General features: G+C 61.6%; 26 protein-coding genes. 22 read left to right on the forward strand and 4 right to left on the reverse strand.

Annotation, left to right across the window (positions count from 1 at the left end; genetic code table 11):
* Positions 1 to 2: 2 nt before the first annotated feature.
* The 7 genes from LLJ08_RS07755 (at position 3) to LLJ08_RS07785 (ending at position 4,911) form a co-directional block, all read left to right on the forward strand.
* Positions 3 to 743: a flagellar motor protein gene (locus LLJ08_RS07755; protein WP_014820846.1), complete on the forward strand. Its 741-nt coding sequence runs from the start codon at positions 3 to 5 to the stop codon at positions 741 to 743.
* A 5-nt stretch (positions 744 to 748) separates the two neighbouring features.
* Positions 749 to 1,591 (forward strand): flagellar motor protein MotD, encoded by an 843-nt coding sequence (gene motD, locus LLJ08_RS07760; RefSeq protein ID WP_023446676.1) that lies wholly within the window; start codon positions 749 to 751, stop codon positions 1,589 to 1,591.
* Positions 1,592 to 1,678: 87 nt separating this feature from the next.
* Positions 1,679 to 2,467 carry a ParA family protein gene (locus LLJ08_RS07765; RefSeq protein WP_014820844.1) on the forward strand — a complete coding sequence of 263 codons (789 nt, stop codon included), beginning with the start codon at positions 1,679 to 1,681 and terminating at the stop codon, positions 2,465 to 2,467.
* An 87-nt stretch (positions 2,468 to 2,554) separates the two neighbouring features.
* Positions 2,555 to 3,355 carry a CheW domain-containing protein gene (locus LLJ08_RS07770; RefSeq protein ID WP_228208607.1) on the forward strand — a complete coding sequence of 267 codons (801 nt, stop codon included), beginning with the start codon at positions 2,555 to 2,557 and terminating at the stop codon, positions 3,353 to 3,355.
* Between the two features lie 83 nt (positions 3,356 to 3,438).
* On the forward strand, positions 3,439 to 3,918 hold the full coding sequence (locus LLJ08_RS07775) for a chemotaxis protein CheW (protein WP_014820842.1): 480 nt from the start codon (positions 3,439 to 3,441) through the stop codon (positions 3,916 to 3,918).
* A 3-nt stretch (positions 3,919 to 3,921) separates the two neighbouring features.
* Entirely contained in the window at positions 3,922 to 4,335 is a 414-nt protein-coding gene (locus LLJ08_RS07780) for a DUF2802 domain-containing protein (RefSeq protein WP_041014448.1), read from the forward strand.
* A gap of 135 nt (positions 4,336 to 4,470) precedes the next feature.
* Positions 4,471 to 4,911: a rhodanese-like domain-containing protein gene (locus tag LLJ08_RS07785; RefSeq protein ID WP_228208608.1), complete on the forward strand. Its 441-nt coding sequence runs from the start codon at positions 4,471 to 4,473 to the stop codon at positions 4,909 to 4,911.
* Here LLJ08_RS07785 and LLJ08_RS07790 read toward each other — a convergent pair.
* Complete coding sequence (locus LLJ08_RS07790; protein WP_228208609.1) at positions 4,892 to 5,224, reverse strand: EscU/YscU/HrcU family type III secretion system export apparatus switch protein; 333 nt, start codon at positions 5,222 to 5,224, stop codon at positions 4,892 to 4,894. The two genes, LLJ08_RS07785 and LLJ08_RS07790, sit on opposite strands and share 20 nt — an antisense overlap.
* A complete protein-coding gene (gene fliK / locus LLJ08_RS07795; protein ID WP_228208610.1) occupies positions 5,221 to 6,750 on the reverse strand; it encodes a flagellar hook-length control protein FliK in 1,530 nt (509 codons plus the stop codon). The genes LLJ08_RS07790 and fliK overlap by 4 nt, the downstream gene beginning before the upstream one ends.
* A gap of 136 nt (positions 6,751 to 6,886) precedes the next feature.
* On the opposite strand from fliK, the gene ccmA reads away from it, so the two are divergent.
* The 15 genes from ccmA to LLJ08_RS07870 all read left to right on the forward strand — a co-directional run bounded on the left by ccmA (position 6,887) and on the right by LLJ08_RS07870 (position 20,082).
* Positions 6,887 to 7,522, forward strand: a complete 636-nt coding sequence (gene ccmA / locus LLJ08_RS07800; RefSeq protein ID WP_014820837.1) for a cytochrome c biogenesis heme-transporting ATPase CcmA — start codon at positions 6,887 to 6,889, stop codon at positions 7,520 to 7,522.
* Positions 7,519 to 8,190 (forward strand): heme exporter protein CcmB, encoded by a 672-nt coding sequence (gene ccmB / locus LLJ08_RS07805; RefSeq protein ID WP_014820836.1) that lies wholly within the window; start codon positions 7,519 to 7,521, stop codon positions 8,188 to 8,190. The genes ccmA and ccmB overlap by 4 nt, the downstream gene beginning before the upstream one ends.
* 93 nt (positions 8,191 to 8,283) lie before the next feature.
* Positions 8,284 to 9,039 carry a heme ABC transporter permease gene (locus LLJ08_RS07810; RefSeq protein WP_090521208.1) on the forward strand — a complete coding sequence of 252 codons (756 nt, stop codon included), beginning with the start codon at positions 8,284 to 8,286 and terminating at the stop codon, positions 9,037 to 9,039.
* The gene (ccmD, locus tag LLJ08_RS07815; protein ID WP_014820835.1) at positions 9,036 to 9,212 is read left to right on the forward strand and encodes a heme exporter protein CcmD; all 177 of its coding nucleotides are present in this window, start codon (positions 9,036 to 9,038) and stop codon (positions 9,210 to 9,212) included. Before LLJ08_RS07810 ends, ccmD begins: the two co-directional genes overlap by 4 nt.
* Positions 9,209 to 9,676: a cytochrome c maturation protein CcmE gene (gene ccmE / locus LLJ08_RS07820; RefSeq protein ID WP_041014444.1), complete on the forward strand. Its 468-nt coding sequence runs from the start codon at positions 9,209 to 9,211 to the stop codon at positions 9,674 to 9,676. The genes ccmD and ccmE overlap by 4 nt, the downstream gene beginning before the upstream one ends.
* A complete protein-coding gene (locus LLJ08_RS07825) occupies positions 9,673 to 11,646 on the forward strand; it encodes a heme lyase CcmF/NrfE family subunit (RefSeq protein WP_023446668.1) in 1,974 nt (657 codons plus the stop codon). The genes ccmE and LLJ08_RS07825 overlap by 4 nt, the downstream gene beginning before the upstream one ends.
* A 1-nt stretch (position 11,647) precedes the next feature.
* Positions 11,648 to 12,178 (forward strand): DsbE family thiol:disulfide interchange protein, encoded by a 531-nt coding sequence (locus tag LLJ08_RS07830; protein WP_014820832.1) that lies wholly within the window; start codon positions 11,648 to 11,650, stop codon positions 12,176 to 12,178.
* Complete coding sequence (locus tag LLJ08_RS07835) at positions 12,175 to 12,645, forward strand: cytochrome c-type biogenesis protein (protein WP_042926970.1); 471 nt, start codon at positions 12,175 to 12,177, stop codon at positions 12,643 to 12,645. Before LLJ08_RS07830 ends, LLJ08_RS07835 begins: the two co-directional genes overlap by 4 nt.
* Positions 12,642 to 13,862, forward strand: a complete 1,221-nt coding sequence (gene ccmI, locus LLJ08_RS07840; RefSeq protein ID WP_228208611.1) for a c-type cytochrome biogenesis protein CcmI — start codon at positions 12,642 to 12,644, stop codon at positions 13,860 to 13,862. Before LLJ08_RS07835 ends, ccmI begins: the two co-directional genes overlap by 4 nt.
* A gap of 17 nt (positions 13,863 to 13,879) precedes the next feature.
* On the forward strand, positions 13,880 to 14,320 hold the full coding sequence (locus tag LLJ08_RS07845; RefSeq protein WP_228208612.1) for a hypothetical protein: 441 nt from the start codon (positions 13,880 to 13,882) through the stop codon (positions 14,318 to 14,320).
* A 150-nt stretch (positions 14,321 to 14,470) separates the two neighbouring features.
* Positions 14,471 to 14,767, forward strand: a complete 297-nt coding sequence (gene fliT, locus LLJ08_RS07850; RefSeq protein WP_042926967.1) for a flagellar protein FliT — start codon at positions 14,471 to 14,473, stop codon at positions 14,765 to 14,767.
* Positions 14,768 to 15,140: 373 nt separating this feature from the next.
* A complete protein-coding gene (locus LLJ08_RS07855) occupies positions 15,141 to 16,610 on the forward strand; it encodes a sigma-54 dependent transcriptional regulator (RefSeq protein WP_228208613.1) in 1,470 nt (489 codons plus the stop codon).
* A gap of 169 nt (positions 16,611 to 16,779) precedes the next feature.
* The gene (locus tag LLJ08_RS07860) at positions 16,780 to 17,967 is read left to right on the forward strand and encodes a sensor histidine kinase (protein WP_104097277.1); all 1,188 of its coding nucleotides are present in this window, start codon (positions 16,780 to 16,782) and stop codon (positions 17,965 to 17,967) included.
* A 5-nt stretch (positions 17,968 to 17,972) separates the two neighbouring features.
* On the forward strand, positions 17,973 to 19,361 hold the full coding sequence (locus tag LLJ08_RS07865; RefSeq protein ID WP_228208614.1) for a sigma-54-dependent transcriptional regulator: 1,389 nt from the start codon (positions 17,973 to 17,975) through the stop codon (positions 19,359 to 19,361).
* 61 nt (positions 19,362 to 19,422) lie between these two features.
* Positions 19,423 to 20,082, forward strand: coding sequence for a thiopurine S-methyltransferase (locus LLJ08_RS07870; protein WP_228208615.1), 660 nt, complete (start codon positions 19,423 to 19,425; stop codon positions 20,080 to 20,082).
* Between the two features lie 25 nt (positions 20,083 to 20,107).
* Here LLJ08_RS07870 and LLJ08_RS07875 read toward each other — a convergent pair whose 3' ends face one another.
* Together LLJ08_RS07875 and htpX are read right to left on the reverse strand one after the other, a co-directional pair.
* A complete protein-coding gene (locus LLJ08_RS07875; RefSeq protein ID WP_041014433.1) occupies positions 20,108 to 20,752 on the reverse strand; it encodes a DUF2959 domain-containing protein in 645 nt (214 codons plus the stop codon).
* Positions 20,753 to 20,833: 81 nt separating this feature from the next.
* Positions 20,834 to 21,706 (reverse strand): protease HtpX, encoded by an 873-nt coding sequence (gene htpX, locus LLJ08_RS07880; protein WP_003299548.1) that lies wholly within the window; start codon positions 21,704 to 21,706, stop codon positions 20,834 to 20,836.
* Between the last annotated feature and the right edge of the window lie 16 nt (positions 21,707 to 21,722).

Raw genomic sequence — 21,722 nt, forward strand, 5'->3', positions numbered from 1 at the left:
TAATGGACGTGCTCAGCCTGATCGGGCTGCTGTTGGCGTTCGTCGCCATCGTTGGGGGCAATTTTCTCGAGGGCGGCCATATCTCGGCGCTGCTCAATGGGCCGGCCGCGTTGATCGTGCTTGGCGGTACCCTGGGTGCCGTCCTGCTGCAGACGCCCATCGCCGTGTTCATGCGGGCGATGAGTATTGGTCGCTGGATATTCTTTCCGCCGCGGATCGATCTCGCGCGCGGCATCCTCATGGTCACTACCTGGAGCAATACTGCGCGCAAGGAGGGGTTGCTCGGCCTCGAGCCAGTCGCCGAGACGGAGCCCGACCCATACGCGCGCAAGGGCCTGCAGTTGCTGGTCGATGGCGCCGAGCCGGAAGTGATCCGCAGCATCCTCGAGGTCGATCTGTATACCCAGGAGGGGCGTGATCTGCGCGCGGCCAAGGTCTACGAGAGCATGGGTGGCTACTCGCCGACCATCGGCATCATCGGCGCGGTAATGGGGTTGATCCACGTGATGGGCAATCTGGCCGATCCCAGTCAGCTGGGCAGCGGCATCGCCGTTGCGTTCGTGGCGACCATCTATGGCGTCGCTTTCGCCAACCTGCTGGTGCTGCCGGTCGGCAACAAGCTGAAGAGCGTCGTCCAGCGGCAGACCGCCTATCGCGAGATGCTGCTGGAGGGCGTGTTGTCCATTGCCGAGGGCGAAAATCCGCGTTCCATCGAGATGAAGCTGCAAGGCTTCATGGACTGACCGCCATGGCCAGACGCAGACCACCGGAAGAGCACGAGAATCACGAGCGATGGCTGGTGTCCTACGCCGACTTCATCACGTTGTTATTTGCCTTCTTCGTGGTGATGTACTCGATCTCCTCGATCAACGAGGGCAAGTACAAGATCCTCTCCGATTCGCTGGTCGGCGTGTTCAATCAGGTCGATCGTTCGGTCAAGCCCATCCCCATCGGTGAGGAGCGACCTCGGACCACCGAGGCGGATGTGTCCCAGGTCGAGGATCTGTCGGGCCCGGCTTCGTCGGCGGGGAAGCCGACCCTCGATCCGCTGGAGCGGATTGCGCAGAGCATGCGCGAGACGTTCGGCGAGCTGATCGCCAACGAGCAATTGACGATCCGTGGCAATGAGCTGTGGATCGAGATCGAACTCAACTCCAGCCTGCTGTTCCCCAGCGGCGATGCGCTTCCCAACGACCAGGCATTTCTGCTGATCGACAAGGTCGCCGGAATTCTGGCCCCTTTCGACAACCCGATCCATGTCGAAGGGTTTACCGACAATCTGCCAATCAGCACCAGCCAGTTCCCTACCAACTGGGAGCTGTCCGCAGCCCGCGCTGGCAGCGTTGTGAGGATGCTTGCAGCGCAGGGGGTGGACCCTTCGCGGATGGCAGCGGTGGGCTATGGCGAATTTCAGCCCGTGGCTGACAACGCGACGGCCGAAGGCCGGGCGCGCAACCGGCGGGTGATTCTGGTGGTTTCGCGCAATCTCGATGTGCGCCGGAGTGTCACCGGAATGGGCAGCAGCAATGTACGGCCTGACGATGCGTTGCGTCGGGCTGGCACACAATCTGCACCGGCTGTGTCCATGTAAGCGCTTCAGGGCGCAGTCGTCAAAACACCGTCGCTTTGCCGTTTTCAGGCAATGCCGTTCCGGTCAGCTTCGCCGGGTGGAAGATCAATGAGAGTCTGGGCTGTAGCCAATCAAAAGGGTGGGGTGGGCAAGACCACTACGTCGATCGCGCTGGCGGGCTTGCTGGCCGATTCCGGCAAGCGCGTCGTCGTGCTGGATCTGGATCCGCATGGGTCGATGACCAGCTATTTCGGGCATGATCCCGATAACCTGGACCATAGCGTCTTCGATCTCTTCCAGCACCAGGGTACCGTGCCGGATGGCCTGCCGTGGCAGCTGCTGCTGGCCACCAGTCACGAGCGTATCTCGCTGATGCCTTCCAGTACCGTGCTGGCGACACTCGAGCGCCAGTCGCCCGGGCAGAACGGCCTCGGGCTGGTCATTGCCAAGAGCCTGTCGCAGCTTTGGCAGGACTTCGATTACGCCATCATAGACAGCCCGCCGCTGCTCGGTGTGCTGATGGTCAACGCGCTGGCTGCCAGTCAGCAGCTGGTGATTCCGGTGCAGACGGAGTTTCTGGCGATGAAGGGTCTCGAGCGAATGGTTAGCACGCTGTCGATGATCAACCGTTCGCGCAAGCAAGCGCTGCCTTACACCATCGTGCCGACCTTGTTCGACCGCCGCACCCAGGCCTCGATGAATACGCTCAAGGTACTGCGAGCCGGTTATGCCGATCATCTCTGGCCAGCGTTCATCCCGGTCGATACACGGCTGCGCGATGCCAGCCGCGCCGGCCTGACGCCTTCGCAGTTCGATCCGACCAGTCGTGCGGTTCTTGCCTATCGGGCCTTGCTCAAGCATCTGCTGGCCTCGCAAGTGTCTCCGCAGGTGGCGTGAAGTGCCATGCCGCTCGGCGCCTGCCAGCTCAAGTTTGTCGCGCCAGTGGCCGATAGCCTGTTCAGATTCTCATAACGAGTTCGTTCCATGAGCCGCACCGTCCTAACCGAAACCCGATCCCAGCAGGCACTGCAGTCCTATCTCGATGGGCTGTTGCAGGACGCTGCCATCGAACTGGCCGACTCGGTCAGTCAGGACGAATTCCAGGCGGCCGTGCTCGAGGAGCAACTGCGTGATACGCGGCAGAGCCAACCGCCGCGCCTTGAAATAGTCCAGCCGGCGCCGCCGCCCATGGTGGAAGCGCTTCTAACGATGCCGTCGGTGCTGACTCTTGAGCCGGTCGTGGAGCTCGAGGTTGCGCCGCAGCTGCCCAGCGAGCCAGTCGAAGCCGTGCCTGACGCCCATCCGGGTTGGGGTGAGGAGCCTTTCGAGTGTCTGCTGTTCGATGTGGCCGGGTTGACCCTGGCGGTGCCGCTGGTGTGTCTGGGCTCCATCTATCCGCTGGCCGGGCAGGAGCTGACGCCGCTGTTCGGTCAGCCCGACTGGTTTCTTGGCATACTGCCGAGCCAGTCAGGCAATCTGAAGGTGCTGGACACCGCGCGCTGGGTGATGCCTGATCGGTATCGTGACGACTTCCGCGAGGGGTTGCAGTACGTGATCTCGGTTCAGGGCTACGAATGGGGGCTGGCGGTCCATCAGGTCAGTCGCTCGATTCGCCTCGACCCCAGTGAGGTCAAGTGGCGTACGCAGCGCAGCCAGCGTCCATGGCTGGCCGGTACGGTAATCGAGCATATGTGCGCGCTGGTCGACGTGACTGCGCTGGCCGAGCTGATCGCCAGTGGCGCTGTGAAACAGATGCAGGGCGCGACGAAGCCGCGGACGCATTGAAAGCAAACAATTGACGGTCGCGCCTGTTGCGCGGCCCGGCGATAGAATCGACCGCCATTGCGGTAACTGAAGAAGGTGGGGCTATGAAGATGACGTCTGCGCAGGGTTCCGAAGATCCTGTACTGCAATGGGTGACCTTCCGTCTGGACAACGAGACGTACGGTATCAACGTGATGCAGGTCCAGGAGGTGTTGCGTTATACCGAGATCGCGCCGGTACCGGGTGCTCCGAGCTATGTGCTCGGCATCATCAATCTGCGCGGCAATGTGGTGACGGTGATCGACACGCGTCAGCGTTTCGGCCTGGAAACCGCGTCGGTATCGGACAATACTCGAATCGTGATCATCGAGGCGGATCGTCAGGTCATCGGCATCATGGTCGATAGCGTTGCCGAGGTGGTCTATCTTCGCCAATCCGAGATCGAAACTGCGCCCAACGTCGGTAATGATGAGTCGGCCAAATTCATCCAGGGCGTCTGCAACAAGAACGGCGAGCTGCTGATTCTGGTCGAACTCGACAAGATGATGAGCGAAGAAGAATGGGCCGAGCTTGAGAGCATCTGATACATGCTGATCGCGTCGCTGGTCGCATCGTTGGTTGCGCTGGCCTTCTGCTGTCTTGGGCTGCTGGGCTTCTGCCTGTGGCTGCTCAGGCGGCAGCGGTTTCTGGCCGAACAACAGCAGCAACGCGATGCGAACAGGGATAAGCGCATCAAGGAGCTGAGCAGCCGCCTGGATGCCTATCTGGAAGGCAGCTTGCGCATGGGTGATGAGTTGCGTGAGCTGAGTCGCACGCTGGCGCCGTTGCCGGACAAGCTCACCCAGCTGGAACAGCGCGACCCCAACAACTTCTCCTTCTCCCAGGCGGCCAAACTGGTCGGCATGGGCGCAAGCGTCGACGACCTGACGCAGTCCTGTGGCCTGTCGCAATCCGAAGCGGAGCTGATGAGCAAGCTGCATCAGGCTCGCAAGAAACCCTGATTGCAGTTTTTCCGTCGACTGGTCGTCCCTTCGGAGCTTGTGCCGGAACCTCCCACACCCTGCACATTCCAATCCGTATCAGCTTGGCATTGCTGAGCTTGTCCAGGTCCCATGCTTGGGGCGAGGAGGGCAATGATGCGGCTTACTCTCATTCTGTTGCTGTTCATGGTTTCGCTTGGCGCTCAGGCCGTCGAGGCGCCAGACGATGTGGACGGCGCAATGACCGTAAACGTCTTTCAAGCCAAGCGCCTTCATGAACTGGGCGCCGTTTTCATCGATGTGCGTGCCGACCGCGAATGGTTATGGGGCCACGTGGAAGGCGCCGTGCACTTCGATCTGGCCAGTGATTTCGTCAGCCTGGCCGGGGCGGAGTGGCCGCGTGAGCTTCCGCTGGTGATTTACTGCGACAGCGAAATCTGCCCGCGCAGCGCGGAAGCCGCAAGAATGGCCGTGGCCTGGGGCTACCAGCGGGTGTTCTATTTCCGTGCCGGCTATTTCGCCTGGCAGCTGCATGATCTCCCTCAGGTCACTGGTGAAGATCATGCAACCGTCGTGCTCAACGCGCAGGCCCACTGAGTCGCGGCAGGGGCGGCGCTGGTTCGCCTGCGCTCCGTTCGTGGAACCCTGGTGGGCATTTGCCCTTGAGATACCAGGCAAAGGCGATGATCTCCGCGATGGTGCGGTATAACGCTTCCGGGATCTCGTCGCCCAGCTCAAGTTTCGCCAGCAATCTCACCAGATCGGCGTTCTCGTAGATCGGCACCTCATGTTCCCGAGCGATGGCGAGGATCGTCTCGGCCAGTTCGTCATCACCCTTGGCGCTCAGACTCGGCGCGTTGACACCGTCATAGCTGAGCGCGATTGCCTGGCGTGGCTGCTTGTCGCTCATGCCTTTTCGTCCACGAAGCGTTGCTCCAGATTGGTGCTCGGACCCTGCGGTGGCGTGCCTTGCCTGCAGCTCAGTTCTCCGACACTCAGCCCGGCTGCCTGTAGGCGCTCACGCAGATGGGTAAGTTCCGTCGCCACCAACTGGGCCGTGGCACTGCGCTCGGCCCACAGCTGGCTGGTGAGGGTGCCGCGCGTCAACTGTGCTTGAACTTGCAGTGGCCCGAGTGGTGCGACATCGAATGCGAGTTCGATCTTCCAGAGCGGCTCGCCACGCTCCTTTTCCTGCTTTCTCGGCTCTTCTTCGCGCTGCAGCTTGATTTGCAGCGGCACGATATCGCGCTGGTCGCGCATTGGCAGCTCCAGCTGCCAGGTGGTGAGGAGGGCGCCGTCCGGGCCGATTTGTGTCTGCGCGAGACTGGACAGTTGATGGGTCTGCAGCCTGGATACCGCGGCGGCTGCGAGCTTGAGCAGAATTTCGAGGTCGGCTTCTTCTTCCAGGCCAGGCGGCAGTCGGGTTGGTAGCGGGAACCCCAGCGCGAGCTGACGGACATTGCTTTGCGCCAGGGAGCCCAGCGCTTGCCGCGCAAATGCAGGCAACGCCTGGCCCATGGCAGCACTGGCCTGGGCGCTGGCCAGCGGCGTGCTACCTGGAAGATTGGGCATTTGCGCCAGTAGGCGCAGCAGCCCAGCCTTGAGGTCGCCCTGCAGTCCTTCGGTTTGCCCGGCCAGCAAGCGCGCCTCAAGGAACACGCCGCTCCTGGCCAGCGCTGCGGCGAGTGCCTTGGCATCGCCCAGTTGCTGCATTTCGGGTATCAGCCCCAGCAGTTTTTCGGCGGCGCCGCGCAGCCCCTCGGGGAGAACCCCAGTACCACCCTGTAGAGCCTTGAACAGGCCTTCCAGCGAGGCCTGGCGGTTGTGTTGGGCGCTCAGTTGCTCGCCGAGATGCAGCTGATCGAGGCGCCCGCTCAGCGGAAGGAATGCGAGGGATTGGTCGCCCTTGACCTGCGCTGTCAGCAGGCTGCCGAGTGCCAGCGGGTTGGCTGATTCGATATTCAGCTTCTGTCCAGCGACGGGGCTGTTGAGCAGGCTGATGACCGCCTTGAAGATCTTCTGCCCGTCCTCCGACTGCTGTTGACTGGTCGCCACGACACGGCCCTGGATGATGCTGCCGACCGGCAGTTGCTGAAGGTCGATCATCGAGGCGGGCTGGCGCCCGGCGATCTGTGGAGCGGCCAGCAACCGGGTGTCGGACAGGGCGGTGATGACGTATGCGGTGCCGGGTGGCGGCGCCTTGTTGCTGCTGACCTCGACGGTCGCCTGGCGCCCGCTGCCCATGGTCAGCCGCAGCACCAGCCGAAATGCCTGCGCCGCTTCCCTGATGCTGACTACCTCCGCTTCGGCGTTTTCGCCAGCCGCCAGAAGGCCTTGCATCGGTTGCAGCAGTTTCAAAGCGAGGTCATTCGCCGCTGCCGCCTGGCGCGGCGCGCTGCTTGGGGGCAGGGCAGTGGTACTCTTGATCTCGGTCATCTTTCCTCAAATGCTCTTACAACCTTTCGCGTTCGCGGCCCTCGGCACCAAAGGTTGCCATGTATAATTCCGCCCGCCTGGCCCTGCTTCCTGAGTATAGCGGCCAGGCCTTTTTCATCTTGAGGTGTCGCCAGCCGTGTCAACTCCCTTTCTCGAAGCCGTAGCCCTCGCTTGCGAACGGGATTGGCGGCTGCTTTTCGACAAGCTGGATCTGCGTCTCGAGAGTGGGGAAATGCTGCAGATTTCCGGGCCCAATGGCAGCGGCAAAACCAGTCTGCTGCGCCTGCTATGCGGCCTGATGCAACCAACCGCAGGCGAGGTGCTGCTCAAGGGCCGGTCGCTCAGCGCTCAGCGTGGTGAACTGGCACGCAACCTGTTGTGGATCGGCCATGCTGCTGGCATCAAGGGCTTGCTGACAGCTGAGGAGAATCTCACCTGGCTCTGTGCGTTGCACCAGCCGGCCAGCCGCGAGGCGATATGGCATGCACTTGCCGAAGTGGGACTGCGCGGGTTCGAAGACGTGCCCTGTCATACCCTTTCTGCTGGCCAGCAGCGCCGCGTCGGGTTGGCGCGTCTGTATCTCTCGCCACCGCCGCTGTGGATTCTCGATGAGCCATTTACCGCGCTCGACAAACATGGCGTGGCGCAGCTTGAGAGGCATCTCGCAGCGCATTGCGAGCAGGGCGGACTGGTCGTACTGACCACTCACCACAGCCTGACGGAAAAGCCTACCGGCTACTGTGAGCTCGATCTGGGACAGCGAGCCGCATGAGCAGCGTATTCACTCTTCTGCTGGCGCGCGAGACGCGTCTGCTGTTCCGTCGCCCGGCTGAGCTGGCCAACCCGCTGGTGTTCTTCGCCATCGTTATCGCGTTGTTCCCGCTTGCGGTAGGGCCGGAGACTCAGCTTCTGCAAACCATCTCTCCCGGCTTGGTCTGGGTGGCAGCACTATTGGCCGTTCTGCTGTCACTGGATGGTCTTTTTCGCAGTGATTTCGAAGATGGCTCGCTCGAGCAGTGGGTCGTTTCGCCGCACCCGCTCGCGCTCCTGGTTCTCGCCAAGGTACTGGCGCACTGGGCTTTTTCCGGGTTGGCGCTGGTGCTGCTGGCGCCGCTTTTGGGCTTGATGTTGGGTCTGCCGCTTGGGACCATTCCGGTGCTGCTGGTTTCACTGTTGCTGGGGACGCCGATTCTGAGTCTGCTCGGTGCGGTGGGCGCGGCGTTGACGGTAGGATTGAAGCGGGGTGGCTTGCTGCTGGCGTTGCTCATCCTGCCGCTCTACATCCCGGTACTGATTCTCGGCAGCGGCGCCCTGCAAGCGTCGTTGCAAGGTCTACCGGCAGTCGGTCACCTGCTTTGGCTGGCCAGTCTGACTGCGTTGGCCGTTACCCTTACACCCTTTGCGATAGCTGCCGGGCTGAAGATCAGCGTTGGCGAATAGCGACACACCCAGATGGCCGGCGCTCACACCCGGTCGATGTAACGAATCTCGGGGCCTGCATTTGCAAGGTCCCGCTGGACGACGAGTCATCCGATGAACTGGACATGGTTTCACAAGCTGGGCTCACCCAAATGGTTCTACGAGATCAGCGGCCGCTGGCTGCCCTGGCTTGCCTGGGCAGCCGTGCTGCTGGTCAGCGTCGGTATGGTCTGGGGTCTGGCGTTCGCGCCTGAGGATTACCAGCAGGGCAACAGCTTCCGGATCATCTATATCCACGTGCCGGCTGCGTTTCTCGCTCAGTCGATCTACGTGATGCTCGCCGTGGCGGGGGTGGTCGGGCTCGTCTGGAAGATGAAGCTGGCCGATGTGGCTCTGCAGCAGGCTGCCCCCATCGGTGCCTGGATGACCTTCATCGCCCTGTTGACCGGCGCGGTCTGGGGCAAGCCAACCTGGGGTGCCTGGTGGGTATGGGACGCGCGGCTGACCTCGATGCTCATCCTGCTGTTTCTGTACTTCGGCATCATTGCGCTCGGACAGGCGATCAGCAATCGTGACAGCGCGGCCAAGGCGTGCGCTGTGCTGGCCATCGTCGGAGTGGTGAACATCCCGATCATCAAGTATTCGGTGGAGTGGTGGAACACGCTGCACCAGCCGGCAACGTTCACCGTCACCGAAAAACCGGCGATGCCAGCGGAAATGTGGCTGCCGCTCCTGGTGATGGTGATCGGCTTCTACTGCTTCTTCACCGTGGTGCTGCTGATGCGCATGCGCCTGGAAGTGCTGCGTCGCGAATCGCGCGCCAGCTGGGTGAAGAATGAGGTCAAGGCCCTGGTAGGAAACAACTCGTGAACTTTTCATCCTTCGCGGACTTCATCGCCATGGGCAATCATGGCGTGTACGTCTGGACGTCCTATGGCATCAGCCTGGCTGTCCTGATTCTCAACGTCGCGCTGCCAGCCTTGGCACGCCGGCGTTACCTGCAAGATGAGGCGCGTCGTTTGCGCCGGGAGGAGTCGAAGTGAATCCGGTGCGCAAGAAGCGTCTTTTCATCGTCCTGGCGATCCTCGCCGGTGTCGGTATCGCCGTGGCGCTGGCGTTGTCCGCTCTGCAGCAGAACATCAACCTGTTCTACACGCCGACCCAGATCGCAGCGGGGGAGGCTCCTGAGGGCACCCGGATTCGAGCAGGCGGCCTGGTCGAAGAGGGTTCGGTGAAGCGTACCAACGACTCACTCAGCGTCGCCTTCCGTGTCACTGATGGCGCCCAGGCGATCACTATCACTTACCAGGGAATTCTCCCGGACCTGTTCCGCGAAGGGCAGGGTATCGTCGCGCTGGGTCGGGTCAATTCCGAGGGCGTTCTGGTTGCCGACGAAGTGCTGGCCAAGCATGACGAAAACTACATGCCGCCCGAAGTAACTCAGGCGCTGGAGAAGAGCGGCATGATGAAGCACTACGAGGGCGGTAAGCAGGAGTACGCGAAATGATTCCCGAGCTCGGCCATCTGGCGATGATTCTGGCGCTGTGCCTGGCAGTGGTCCAGGCCACGCTGCCGCTGATCGGTGCTTGGCGCGGTGACCGACAGTGGATGGGCCTGGCCCAACCAGCCGCCTGGGGTCAGTTCGCCTTTCTCGGTTTCTCCTTCGCCTGCCTGACCTACGCCTTCATGGTCGACGATTTCTCCGTTGCCTACGTCGCCCACAACTCCAACAGTGCCTTGCCCTGGTACTACAAGTTCAGCGCAGTCTGGGGTGCTCACGAAGGCTCCTTGCTGCTGTGGGCCTTCATCCTGGCCGGCTGGACCTTTGCCGTGGCGATCTTCTCCCGCCAGCTACCGGAAGACATGCTGGCGCGCGTGCTCGGCGTCATGGGTTTGATCAGCATCGGTTTCCTGCTCTTTCTTATCGTCACCTCGAACCCCTTCGAGCGGCTGCTGCCGCAGGTTCCAATGGATGGACGCGACCTCAATCCACTGCTGCAGGATTTCGGTTTGATCGTCCACCCGCCCATGCTTTACATGGGGTACGTGGGTTTCTCGGTGGCGTTCGCCTTTGCGATCGCCGCGTTGCTGGGGGGACGCCTTGACGCGGCCTGGGCGCGCTGGTCGCGTCCTTGGACGCTCGTCGCCTGGGCCTTCCTCGGCCTGGGCATCGCCCTTGGCTCCTGGTGGGCCTATTACGAGCTCGGCTGGGGCGGCTGGTGGTTCTGGGATCCGGTGGAAAACGCCTCCTTCATGCCCTGGCTGGTCGGTACGGCGCTGATTCACTCGTTGGCAGTGACCGAGAAGCGCGGCGTGTTCAAGAGTTGGACCGTGTTGCTGGCAATCGCGGCGTTCTCGCTGAGCCTGCTTGGGACCTTCCTGGTCCGTTCCGGCGTGCTGACGTCGGTGCATGCGTTTGCTACCGATCCCGAGCGTGGCGTGTTCATTCTGATCTTTCTGCTGATGGTGGTAGGCGGCTCGCTGACGCTGTTTGCCATGCGCGCGCCTGTGGTCAAGAGCCAGGTCGGGTTCGGCCTGTGGTCGCGCGAGACTCTGCTGCTAGTCAATAACCTGCTGTTGGTCGTCGCCACGGCGATGATTCTCCTCGGCACGCTCTATCCGCTGCTGCTGGACGCATTGTCCGGTGCCAAGCTTTCCGTCGGCCCACCGTACTTCAATGCGATGTTCGTTCCGCTGATTGGCGCGCTGATGCTGACGTTGGGTGTCGGAATCCTGGTGCGCTGGAAGGACACTCCGCTGAAGTGGTTGCTCGGCATGCTCACACCAGTGCTGATCACTAGCGTAGTGCTTGGTGGCCTGGGCTCGTTGCTGTTCGGTGACTTCAACTGGGCGGTACTTGCGGTGTCCTTGCTGGCGGCCTGGGTGGTGATCGCTGGCGTCCGTGATCTGCTGGACAAGACGCGCCACAAGGGTTTGTTCAAGGGCATGCGCAGCCTCGCGCCAAGCTACTGGGGCATGCATCTGGCGCACCTCGGGCTGGCGGTCTGTGCCATTGGCGTGGTACTCACCAGCCACCAAAGTGCGGAGCGCGATCTGCGCCTGGCTCCTGGGGAGTCGCTGTCGCTTGGCGGCTATGAGTTCGTCTTCGAAGGCGCGGTGCATCACGAAGGACCGAACTTCACGTCGGACAAGGCGACCATTCGCGTGCTCGACGGCGACAAGCAGATCGCCACGCTGCACCCGGAAAAGCGCCTGTACACCGTGCAGCAGATGCCGATGACCGAGGCGGGTATCGATGCGGGCTTCACCCGCGACCTTTATGTCGCGCTGGGTGAGCCGCTGGGTGATGGGGCGTGGGCCGTGCGTGTTCACATCAAGCCCTTCGTTCGCTGGATCTGGCTCGGAGCGCTGATGATGGGGCTCGGCGGTGTGCTGGCGGCGAGTGATCGTCGTTATCGAGTCAAGGTGAAGACCCGCGTGCGCGAAGCGCTGGGCATGGCCGCACAAGGAGCCTGATGTGAAACGATTGCTGATGTTGCTGCCGCTGGTGATTTTCCTGGTGGTTGCAGTGTTCCTTTATCGCGGCCTGTTCCTCGATCCTTCCGAGCTGCCTTCGGCGCTGATCGGCAAGCCACTCCCGGCGTTCTCGCTGCCGTCGGTGGAAGACGAGCAGCGCGTCATCACCGCCGAGGACCTCAAGGGCAAGCCGGCGCTGGTCAACGTGTGGGCGACCTGGTGTGTCGCCTGCAAGGTCGAGCACCCAGTGCTGAACCGTCTTGCAGCTCAGGGTGTGGTGATTCATGGAGTCAACTACAAGGACGACAACGCCGCGGCGTTGAAGTGGCTCAACGAGTTCCACGATCCTTATCAGCTGAACATCCGCGACGAACGCGGCAGTCTTGGGCTGGATTTGGGAGTCTATGGCGCTCCTGAAACCTTCCTCATCGACAAGCAGGGCATCATCCGCCACAAGTTCGTCGGCGTGATCGACGATCGGGTCTGGCGAGAACAGCTGGCAGCGCTCTATCAGGAGCTGGTGGACGAATGAAACGACTGATCCGCGGTGCGCTGCTTGGTCTGTTCCTGGTCACGACCGCCCAGGCAGCAATCGATACCTATGAATTCAGGGACGAAGCCGAGCGTGAGCGCTACCGCACCCTAACCGAAGAGCTGCGCTGTCCGAAGTGCCAGAACCAGAACATCGCCGATTCCAACGCGCCGATCGCCATGGACCTGCGCCAGGAAATCTTCCGCATGCTGGAAGAGGGCCAAAGCAATGACCAGATCGTCGACTATCTCGTCGATCGCTACGGCGATTTCGTTCGTTACAAGCCGCCGGTAAACGCGAAAACCATGCTGCTCTGGTATGGGCCGGTTGGTTTGCTGGTCCTCGGCTTCGGCGTGCTGACCGTGATTCTGGTGCGTCGTCGCCGGGTCGAAAAGGCACCTGCATCAACCCTTTCCGAGACCGAGCGCGAACGTCTCGCCCAGCTTCTGGATAAAAAAGACTCATGATCGATTTCTGGATAGCCGCCGGCGCCTTGCTGCTGGTGGCATTGGCCTTTTTGTTGTTACCCATCCTGCGTGGCCGTCGAGCCCAGGCCGAAGAAGATCGTACGGCGCTGAACGTTGCCTTGTATGAAGAGCGCCTTGCCGAGTTGACCTCTCAGCACTCTGCCGGAACCTTGACCGCCGAGCAGTTGGAGGCTGGGCGAGCAGATGCTGCACGCGAGCTGTTGGAGGACACCGAGAATAGCGACAAGCCGCGAATCGCCAAGCTTGGTCGCAGCGTTCCGCTGATTGCGGCGGTTCTGGTGCCCCTGATGGGCTACGGGCTTTATATGTATTGGGGCGCCAGCGACAAAGTTCAGATGGCTCGACAGTTTTCGGAGCAGCCTCGCACAGTCGAAGAAATGACCGCTCATCTGGAGCAGGCCGTACAGGAGCAGCCGGATTCTGCCGAAGCCTGGTACTTCCTGGGTCGTACTTATATGAACCAGGAGCGTCCAGCCGACGCAGCCAAGGCTTTCGGGCGCGTGGTGGAAATTGCGGGCCGTCAGCCCGAGCTGCTCGGTCAGCTGGCGCAGGCGCTCTATTTCGCTGGTGACCGTCAGTGGTCCGATAAGCTTCAAGCCCTTACTGACGAAGCGCTGCAGGGCGATCCGCAGGAAGTGACCAGTCTCGGCCTGCTTGGCATCGCGGCATTCGAGGAAGCGCGTTATCCGGATGCAGTGCGCTTCTGGGAGCAACTGGTTGCGGCGCTTCCCGAAGAAGATCCTTCGCGCGAAGCGATCCGTGGCGGCATCGAGCGGGCGCGGCAGCAGATCGAGGGGGGCAGCTCCACCACCGAACAGACATCAGCGGTAAGCGAGAAGGCTGATAACGCAGGGGCCACGCTGCAGATTCAGGTTGCGCTGGACCCGAAGGTGGCGGAATCGGTTTCGCCGCAGGATACGGTTTTCGTATTCGCTCGCGCAGTAGCGGGGCCACCCGTTCCGCTGGCAGCAAAACGCCTGACGATTGCCGATCTGCCTGCAACCGTCACGCTTGGCGATGCCGATGCGATGGTGCCTTCGATGAAGATCTCCAGCGTCGAGCAGGTCACGATAATGGCGCGGGTCTCCCGTTCCGGCGACGCAACAAAAGGTGAGTGGATGGGTCAAAGCGAAGCGCTTGATACTGCCAGCGATAACGCCATTGATCTGGTGATCGACCGCGCCGAGGCTCCCTGAACCCCCATGAGGTAGAGATGCACACGAATTCGTCAGCACACCCGCTTAGGCTTGCGCGGTTCGGCCCGCGGGGCGTACTGCTCGGATTGACATTGGCGCTCGGCGCTTGCGCAGGTAATCCCTACGGTTCCGCGCCTCAGGGGCCTGCTCCAAGTCCGGTGCCGCGTGCGCCCGAGCCCAGTGGGCCGGTTATCTCACCCCCTCCTATCAAGGCGCCACCGGCACCCAGGGCTCCAACTACCCAGAAGAGCCATCCGCGTTATGCGCCGCCACCGCACGTGGCTGCGCACTGGGACAATCGTCTTGGGGTCTATGTCGTGGAGGGGCGTGATCTCTTTTACCGGGAGCGCCTGTATTACCGGTGGGATGGCGACTGGTACTGTGCTGGGCGCCCCGATGGCCCGTGGGAGCCGGTCGCGCCGCCCAGTGTTCCGCCGGGTCTTCGTGACCGCTATTGATGTTACTCCTCGGCAGCAGGCGCTAACTTTTTGCGCTTCAGCCTAAAGGCGGCTTGCCTATTGCCGATAAAGGTTCAGCACCGTTGCACTGCAACGTTCCCAGCTGGCTCGGCCTATGCCGTCCATCGGGCTCATGCCCCGGAGTCGATAATGAATGCTTCCGTCAAGCGCCTCGAAGAAACTGGTTCCGCTCTACGCGATGCGCTGACGCAGCAGGACTGGGCCGCAATCAGTATGCTGGATCGCGAGTGCCGTAATGCCGTCGACGAGGCGATGCAGGCACATGAGCGCGACAGCGGCGTGGTTCGTCAGCGGTTGCAGGAGCTTCTTGATCTGTATGGTGAGCTGGTAATGACCTGCCAGATTGAACAGGCACGGGTCGCAAGCGAGCTGCGTCAGCTGAATCAGTCTCAACAGGGTACCAAGGTCTACCAGCTATTCGCCTAAGCGTGGCCTCAGGCCCGACAGCTTCAAATTCTTCCCAGGATCACTGGGGCTGAATTCTTCCTCAATATTTATCATTACAAAGTATGTGGCATTATGCCGCTACCCTTTTGTTGGCGAGCGGCTAATTGGCGCTTATTGCCTGGTAAATACCTATCTTCGCGGTCATCGTGCACCGAAGTCTTCAAATCGATCTTGAGGTGTCTCTCAAGGTACTGATTTTTGGCTCGTTCTTTGGTCGCTAATTCACGCCATAAATTTGACTCAGTTCATTTTTTCATTAATCTACGTTCCATCTGCCATCAGTGTGATCGCCGTTCTTCCATGGATGCGAGCGCAGGCTTTCTTTCAGCTTCTTTAGAGCCCTATAAACAAGATGTGGCGTGAAACCAAGATTTTGTTGATAGACGATGATCACCACCGCCGGCGCGACCTGGCCGTCATCCTGAACTTTCTCAGCGAGGATCATCTGGCTTGTTCAAGCAGTGAATGGCAGGAGGCGGTCGCCGGCCTCGAATCCAGCCGTGTTGTCAACGGTGTCATGCTGGGCGACGTGTCCTCCAAGGGCGGCGCTGTCGAACTGATCAAGCAGATGGGCAAATGGGATGAAAATGTCCCGCTGATGCTGATCGGTGAGCCCGCTCCGGCGGACTGGCCGGACGATCTGCGACGCCGAGTGCTGACCAGCCTGGAAATGCCACCCAGCTATAACAAGCTGCTCGACTCCCTGCACCGTGCGCAGGTCTATCGCGAGATGTACGACCAGGCAAAGTCCCGTGGTCGCCAGCGCGAGCCCAATCTTTTCCGCAGCCTGGTCGGCACCAGCCGAGCGGTGCAGCACGTCCGGCAGATGATGGAACAGGTCGCCGACACCGAAGCCAGTGTGCTGATTCTTGGTGAGTCCGGCACCGGCAAGGAAGTGGTTGCGCGAAATCTGCACTATCACTCGAAGCGGCGTCAGGGGCCTTTTGTACCTGTCAATTGCGGAGCGATTCCGGCGGAGTTGCTGGAAAGCGAACTGTTTGGTCACGAGAAGGGCGCCTTTACCGGTGCGATTACTGCTCGCGCGGGTCGTTTCGAGCTTGCCGAGGGCGGCACACTGTTTCTCGATGAGATAGGCGACATGCCGTTGCCGATGCAGGTCAAGCTGCTGCGGGTTCTGCAGGAGCGCACCTTCGAGCGTGTTGGCAGCAACCGTACGCAGAATGCCGATGTGCGCATCATCGCGGCGACGCATAAGGACCTTGAGAAAATGATCGAGGAGGGGACCTTCCGCGAGGACCTCTACTATCGTCTGAATGTCTTCCCCATCGAGATGGCGCCGCTACGGGAGCGTGTCGAGGATATTCCGTTGCTGATGAACGAGCTGATCTCGCGCATGGAGCATGAAAAGCGCGGCTCTATACGTTTCAACTCGGCAGCAATCATGTCGCTATGCCGGCACGACTGGCCGGGTAATGTCCGCGAGCTGGCAAACCTGGTAGAGCGCATGGCGATCATGCATCCCTATGGCGTTATCGGGGTAATGGAGCTGCCGAAGAAGTTTCGCCACGTCGACGACGATGACGAGCAGTACGCGACCAGCCTGCATGATGAGATGGAGGAGCGCGCGGCAATCAGCGCGCCAATGGTGGTACCCGAAGCTCAGGCGATGCTGCCGATCGAGGGTCTGGATCTCAAGGAATACCTCGGCAATCTTGAGCAGGGACTTATTCATCAGGCTCTCGAAGATGCTGGTGGCGTGGTGGCTCGGGCAGCCGAGCGGTTGAGGATTCGCCGAACCACGCTGGTCGAGAAAATGCGCAAGTACGGCATGAATCGTCGCGACGACGATATGGGCGACTAGCACGCTGCTACTCGGTTCTAAAAAGACGTTCAAAAAGGCCACCTGGATCAGGTGGCTTTTTTCGTTTGGCTGGTCGTGCCGATGGCGGTCGCTGGGAAGTGCTGAGCGCCGGGCACGAAGATTGCTGGTCCCCGTCAACCGACTTTCTTTTGACAGGCGCAAGCGACCCGTGAATTCCGTCACCAAGCCATCCGAAAGTTCATTCGATGCCCTAGACGTGCTGGCGCTGACTCGATCGCTGGAGCTCTTTCGTCAGGTATCCGGACAGCTTGGTGAATCCGAGGAGCTATTGCAGGTACGCGTCGCCGAGCTCAAGGGGCAACTTGCCGAGGCCGGCGAGCTTCGACGACAGGAGCTGGAGGAGAAAGAGCGTCTCGCGCAGCGATTGCAGAGCGTTCTCGACCTGCTGCCAGGTGGCGTCATCGTGATCGATGGGCAGGGTGTAGTGCGCGATGCGAACCCGGTTGCTCTTGAGCTGTTGAGCGAGCCACTCGTGGGGCACCCCTGGCGCGAGGTGATTGGCCGCTGTTTTGCACCGCGGCGGGACGACGGGCACGAGATATCGCTACGCAATGGTCGCCGCCTATCCATCGCTACGCGCTCGCTTGCCGGGGAACCTGGTCAGCTGGTACTGCTCACCGACCTTACCGAGACCCGCCGACTCCAGGATCAGCTGGCGCGCCATGAACGGCTGTCGTCGCTAGGGCGCATGGTGGCTTCGCTTGCCCACCAGATTCGCACTCCGCTGTCCACCGCGTTGCTATATGCCAGTCACCTCGAGCAGGGGGGGCTGAGCGAACAGCAACAGCAGCGCTTCGCCGGTAGCCTCAAGGCTCGTCTGCACGAACTGGAGCATCAGGTCCGTGACATGCTGATCTTCGCCCGCGGTGATCTGCCGCTGAACGACCGACTGAGTCCGGCTGCGCTGTTGTCGGCGCTGCGTTCGGCCGGCGAGCCACGTCTGCACGGCGCCAGCGTGCGCTGGCAGTGTGACGTGCAGGGGGTGGAGGTGTTGTGCAATCGCGATACGTTGGTCGGAGCATTGCTCAATCTCATCGAAAATGCGTTACAGGCCAGCGTCGGGGCGCCGCGTCTGAAGGTCCACCTGTATCGCCGCGACGAAACGGTGCGGGTGTGCATAAGCGACTGCGGTAAAGGCATCGACGCCGAAACACTGGGCCGGTTGGGCGAGCCGTTTTTCACCACCCGAACCACGGGAACCGGCCTGGGTCTGGCAGTGGCCAAGGCCGTTGCCCGAGCCCATCAAGGTGACCTGCAGTTGCGCTCGCGGCCAGGCCGCGGAACCTGTGCGCTGATGAGCCTGCCGTTGATTCCCGCCACTCACAAACCGGAGTGACCTGTATGGCCGCCACGATACTTCTCGTCGAAGACGATCACGCCCTGCGCGAAGCCCTGGGCATCACGCTGCAGCTTGGGGGCTACGAGTACCGTGCCGTCGATTGCGCCGAAGCGGCCTTGTGTGCGCTGCAGGAAGAGTCATTCGGCCTGGTCATCAGTGACGTGAACATGCCCGGCATGGACGGCCACGAACTGCTCTCGCTGGTTAGGCAACGCTACCCGCAGGTGCCCGTGCTGCTGATGACCGCCTTTGGCGCGGTAACGAGGGCGGTGGATGCGATGCGCCAGGGCGCTGTCGATTATCTGGTCAAGCCGTTCGAGCCAGGCACATTGCTTGAGCTCTTGGGGCGTCATGTGAACGGCATCGCTGCTACCGAGGCAGAAGGGCCGGTGGCGCTCGAGCCGTCCAGCCAGCAGCTGCTGGCTCTTGCCCGGCGGGTGGCGCAAAGTGACTCCACTGTACTGATCTCCGGTGAGTCAGGCACTGGCAAGGAGGTGCTGGCGCGCTATATCCACCAGCAGTCACCGAGGCACGGCAAGCCATTTATCGCCATCAATTGCGCTGCCATTCCGGACAACATGCTCGAAGCAACCCTGTTCGGGCATGAGAAGGGCGCTTTCACCGGCGCGATTGCCAGTCTGCCTGGCAAGTTCGAGCAGGCCGACGGCGGTACTTTACTGCTCGACGAGATATCCGAGATGCCGTTGGGGTTGCAGGCGAAACTGCTACGTGTGCTGCAGGAGCGAGAGGTCGAGCGGGTCGGTGGGCGGAAGCCTATCGCTCTGGATATTCGTGTGCTCGCCACCACCAACCGTGATCTCGCTGGCGAGGTAGCGGCGGGTCGCTTCCGTGAGGACCTCTATTACCGTCTTTCGGTCTTCCCACTGGCGTGGTCGCCGCTGAGGCAGCGCCCGGCCGATATTCTGCCGCTCGCCGAACGCCTGTTGGTCAGCCACGCCAGGAAGATGCGCCAGGCGCCTGCGCGGCTTTCGGCCGAGGCGCAGCGCTGCCTGGTGGCGCACGCGTGGCCGGGCAACGTACGCGAACTGGACAACGCGATACAGCGAGCGTTGATTCTTCAGCAGAGCGGCGTGATCCAGCCGCAGGATCTGTGCCTGGCGGGTGTGGGCGGTGTCACCAGCTTGCCTGTCGCCAGCAGCGCGGCACAACCGTGCGAGGGCGCTGCAGGGGAGGCGGGGGCCTGTTCGGGACTGGGGGATGATCTGCGCCGCCGCGAGTTCCAGTTGATCATCGATACCCTGCGTGCCGAACGTGGACGGCGCAAGGAGACGGCTGATCGCCTGGGCATCAGTGCGCGCACCCTGCGTTACAAGCTGGCGCAGATGCGCGACGCCGGGATGGATGTCGAGGCATCGCTCTACGCGGGCTGAGCGCGCTCCCCTCAACCTCGCTCTGATAAGCTGCCGCCATCCTCATGATGGAGATTTCCAGGTGCACAAAGACTTCTGGCAGGAGCGCTGGGCTCGCAACGAGATTGGTTTCCACCTTGACGATGTTCATCCCGGCATGCGTCGCCACTGGCCGCGACTGGCGTTGCCTGATGGTGCGACGGTGCTGGTGCCGTTGTGCGGCAAGAGTCTGGATCTGGCCTGGCTGGCCGGGCAAGGGTTCAATGTCGTGGGGGTGGAGCTGAGTGAGAAGGCTGTAGACGCTTTTTTTTCCGAGCAGCAGCTCGAAGCTGAAATTTCCCAGCGTGGGCCGTTCAAGGTCTATCGCTCCGATAGCCTGGAGATCCGTTGCGGCGACTTTTTCGCGCTCGGTACGGCCGATGTCCTCGGGTGCCAGGCGGTCTATGATCGCGCCGCCTTGATCGCATTGCCGCACGCGATGCGTCAGCGGTACGCGGCACTGATGTCGAGCATCCTCCCGGCCGGCTGTCAGCAGCTTCTGGTTACGCTGGATTATGACCAGGCAGAGATGGAAGGCCCGCCCTTCGCGGTGGGTACGAGCGAGGTGCGCGACCTGTACGCCGCTGAGTGGGGCGTGGAACTGCTGGAAGCCAAGGAAGTGCTGGAGCGTAATCCGCGGATGCGCGAGCGCGGTCTGACGCGGCTCGAGGAGCACTTCCATTGGCTGCAACGGCGGGTCTGACCCGCCGCTTGTAATGCTGCAGCGATCAGCCGTCGGCCTGTAAGCGGCGGATGAACGTGTCGGCCTCGTCGATGGCGCGCTGCATGTCAGCCATCAGCTGGTCGACGTTGCCCTGCAGCGTGCGGTATTCCCCGTGCAAGGCGCTTATCGCGCGAGCATTGAGGTTGTGCTTGAGAAACAGCACCTGATCGCGCAGAACGCTGAGCACCGGGTCGATGCGTTTCTCCGCCGCTTTCATCCGCTGGATCAGCGTTCGGTATTCGGCGCGGGTGCGGTTGAGTTCTTTGGCGCTGGCGGCTTTCAGGCTGGCGTTGCTGTATTGCTTGAGTTCGCTTTCCCATTCCCTGAACAGCGCGTCGGCCACGTCTTCGACCGCTTCGATGCGGGCGCGGACGTCACGCGCACTCGCTACGCTGGCTTCGTACTCTTCGTTGAGTGCGTCGTAACGCTTCTCCAGATCGCCGCCCTTGACCTCGACGACGCTGCGATAGCGCTCCAAAGCATCCTTGAACTGCTGTTTGGCTTCCTGCTGCGCGTCACGCGACTCCTCCACACGATCGACCAGGATATCGCGCTTATGGATACCGGCCTTCTCCATCGCTGAATAGTAGGCACTCTGACAGCCGCCGAGCGCGAGCAGCGCGAAGCAGGCGAATATGAAACGACGCATGGCGATTCCTTGTATGCGGGTTGAGTCTGCATAGACAAAAGAAAAGGGCGACTTGCGTCGCCCCTGTTGCGTTCAGTGCAATTAGCCGCGCTGGCGCAGCGCTTCGATGCGGTCTTCCAGCGGCGGGTGGGTCATGAACAGCCCGGCGAGGCCATGCTTCAGCGAACCGTTGATGCCGAATGCCTTGAGCGTGTCGGGCATGTGAACCGGCATGCCCTGTTCGGCACGCAGGCGCTGCAGGGCGCCAATCATGGCGCTGGTGCCGGCCAGTTGGGCACCGGCCTCGTCGGCACGGTACTCGCGTTTGCGCGAGAACCACATGACGATAATGCTGGCGAGCAGGCCCAGTACCAGTTCGGCAAAGATCGTCGCGACGAAGTAGCCAATGCCGTGGCCGTCCTCGTTTTTCAGGATCGCCTTGTCGACGAAGTTGCCGAAGATACGTGCGAAGAACATGACGAATGTGTTTACCACACCCTGGATCAGCGCCAGGGTCACCATGTCGCCGTTGGCCACGTGGCCGATCTCGTGGGCAAGCACCGCTTTCACCTCATCCGGCGAGAAGCGCTCGAGCAGCCCCTGGCTGACCGCCACCAGTGCGTCGTTGCGGTTCCAGCCGGTGGCAAAGGCGTTCGCCTCGTAGGCCGGGAAAATGCCGACTTCGGGCATCTTGATGCCGGCGTCGCGCGACAGTTGCTCGACTGTCTGCAGCAGCCACTGCTCGTGACGGGTGCGCGGCTGGCTGATGATTTCCGTACGCGTACTCATCTTCGCCATCCATTTGGAGATGAACAGCGAAATGAGCGAGCCCGCGAAGCCGAAAACCGCACAGAAGACCAGCAGGCTGCCATAGTTCTGGCCGGTATAGCGATCGACCCCGAGCAGCTTCAGGGTGATGCTGGCGATGACCAGTACCGCAAGGTTGGTGGCCAGGAACAAGAAAATGCGCATCATGTTGCGGCAGACTCCA

Origin of the sequence: Stutzerimonas chloritidismutans (assembly GCF_020783375.1) — a bacterium.
GTDB lineage: Bacteria > Pseudomonadota > Gammaproteobacteria > Pseudomonadales > Pseudomonadaceae > Stutzerimonas > Stutzerimonas kunmingensis.

Bases quoted from the DNA above. Each gene is read 5' to 3' on its own strand.
- htpX (WP_003299548.1), bottom strand. From the start codon at position 21,706: ATGATGCGCATTTTCTTGTTCCTGGCCACCAACCTTGCGGTACTGGTC.
- LLJ08_RS07765 (WP_014820844.1), top strand. From the start codon at position 1,679: ATGAGAGTCTGGGCTGTAGCCAATCAAAAGGGTGGGGTGGGCAAGACC.
- LLJ08_RS07770 (WP_228208607.1), top strand. From the start codon at position 2,555: ATGAGCCGCACCGTCCTAACCGAAACCCGATCCCAGCAGGCACTGCAG.
- LLJ08_RS07845 (WP_228208612.1), top strand. From the start codon at position 13,880: ATGCACACGAATTCGTCAGCACACCCGCTTAGGCTTGCGCGGTTCGGC.
- LLJ08_RS07780 (WP_041014448.1), top strand. From the start codon at position 3,922: ATGCTGATCGCGTCGCTGGTCGCATCGTTGGTTGCGCTGGCCTTCTGC.
- LLJ08_RS07825 (WP_023446668.1), top strand. From the start codon at position 9,673: ATGATTCCCGAGCTCGGCCATCTGGCGATGATTCTGGCGCTGTGCCTG.
- LLJ08_RS07755 (WP_014820846.1), top strand. From the start codon at position 3: ATGGACGTGCTCAGCCTGATCGGGCTGCTGTTGGCGTTCGTCGCCATC.
- LLJ08_RS07875 (WP_041014433.1), bottom strand. From the start codon at position 20,752: ATGCGTCGTTTCATATTCGCCTGCTTCGCGCTGCTCGCGCTCGGCGGC.
- LLJ08_RS07790 (WP_228208609.1), bottom strand. From the start codon at position 5,224: ATGAGCGACAAGCAGCCACGCCAGGCAATCGCGCTCAGCTATGACGGT.
- LLJ08_RS07865 (WP_228208614.1), top strand. From the start codon at position 17,973: ATGGCCGCCACGATACTTCTCGTCGAAGACGATCACGCCCTGCGCGAA.
- LLJ08_RS07775 (WP_014820842.1), top strand. From the start codon at position 3,439: ATGAAGATGACGTCTGCGCAGGGTTCCGAAGATCCTGTACTGCAATGG.
- motD (WP_023446676.1), top strand. From the start codon at position 749: ATGGCCAGACGCAGACCACCGGAAGAGCACGAGAATCACGAGCGATGG.
- LLJ08_RS07810 (WP_090521208.1), top strand. From the start codon at position 8,284: ATGAACTGGACATGGTTTCACAAGCTGGGCTCACCCAAATGGTTCTAC.
- fliT (WP_042926967.1), top strand. From the start codon at position 14,471: ATGAATGCTTCCGTCAAGCGCCTCGAAGAAACTGGTTCCGCTCTACGC.
- fliK (WP_228208610.1), bottom strand. From the start codon at position 6,750: ATGACCGAGATCAAGAGTACCACTGCCCTGCCCCCAAGCAGCGCGCCG.
- LLJ08_RS07835 (WP_042926970.1), top strand. From the start codon at position 12,175: ATGAAACGACTGATCCGCGGTGCGCTGCTTGGTCTGTTCCTGGTCACG.
- LLJ08_RS07785 (WP_228208608.1), top strand. From the start codon at position 4,471: ATGCGGCTTACTCTCATTCTGTTGCTGTTCATGGTTTCGCTTGGCGCT.
- LLJ08_RS07855 (WP_228208613.1), top strand. From the start codon at position 15,141: ATGTGGCGTGAAACCAAGATTTTGTTGATAGACGATGATCACCACCGC.
- ccmI (WP_228208611.1), top strand. From the start codon at position 12,642: ATGATCGATTTCTGGATAGCCGCCGGCGCCTTGCTGCTGGTGGCATTG.
- ccmB (WP_014820836.1), top strand. From the start codon at position 7,519: ATGAGCAGCGTATTCACTCTTCTGCTGGCGCGCGAGACGCGTCTGCTG.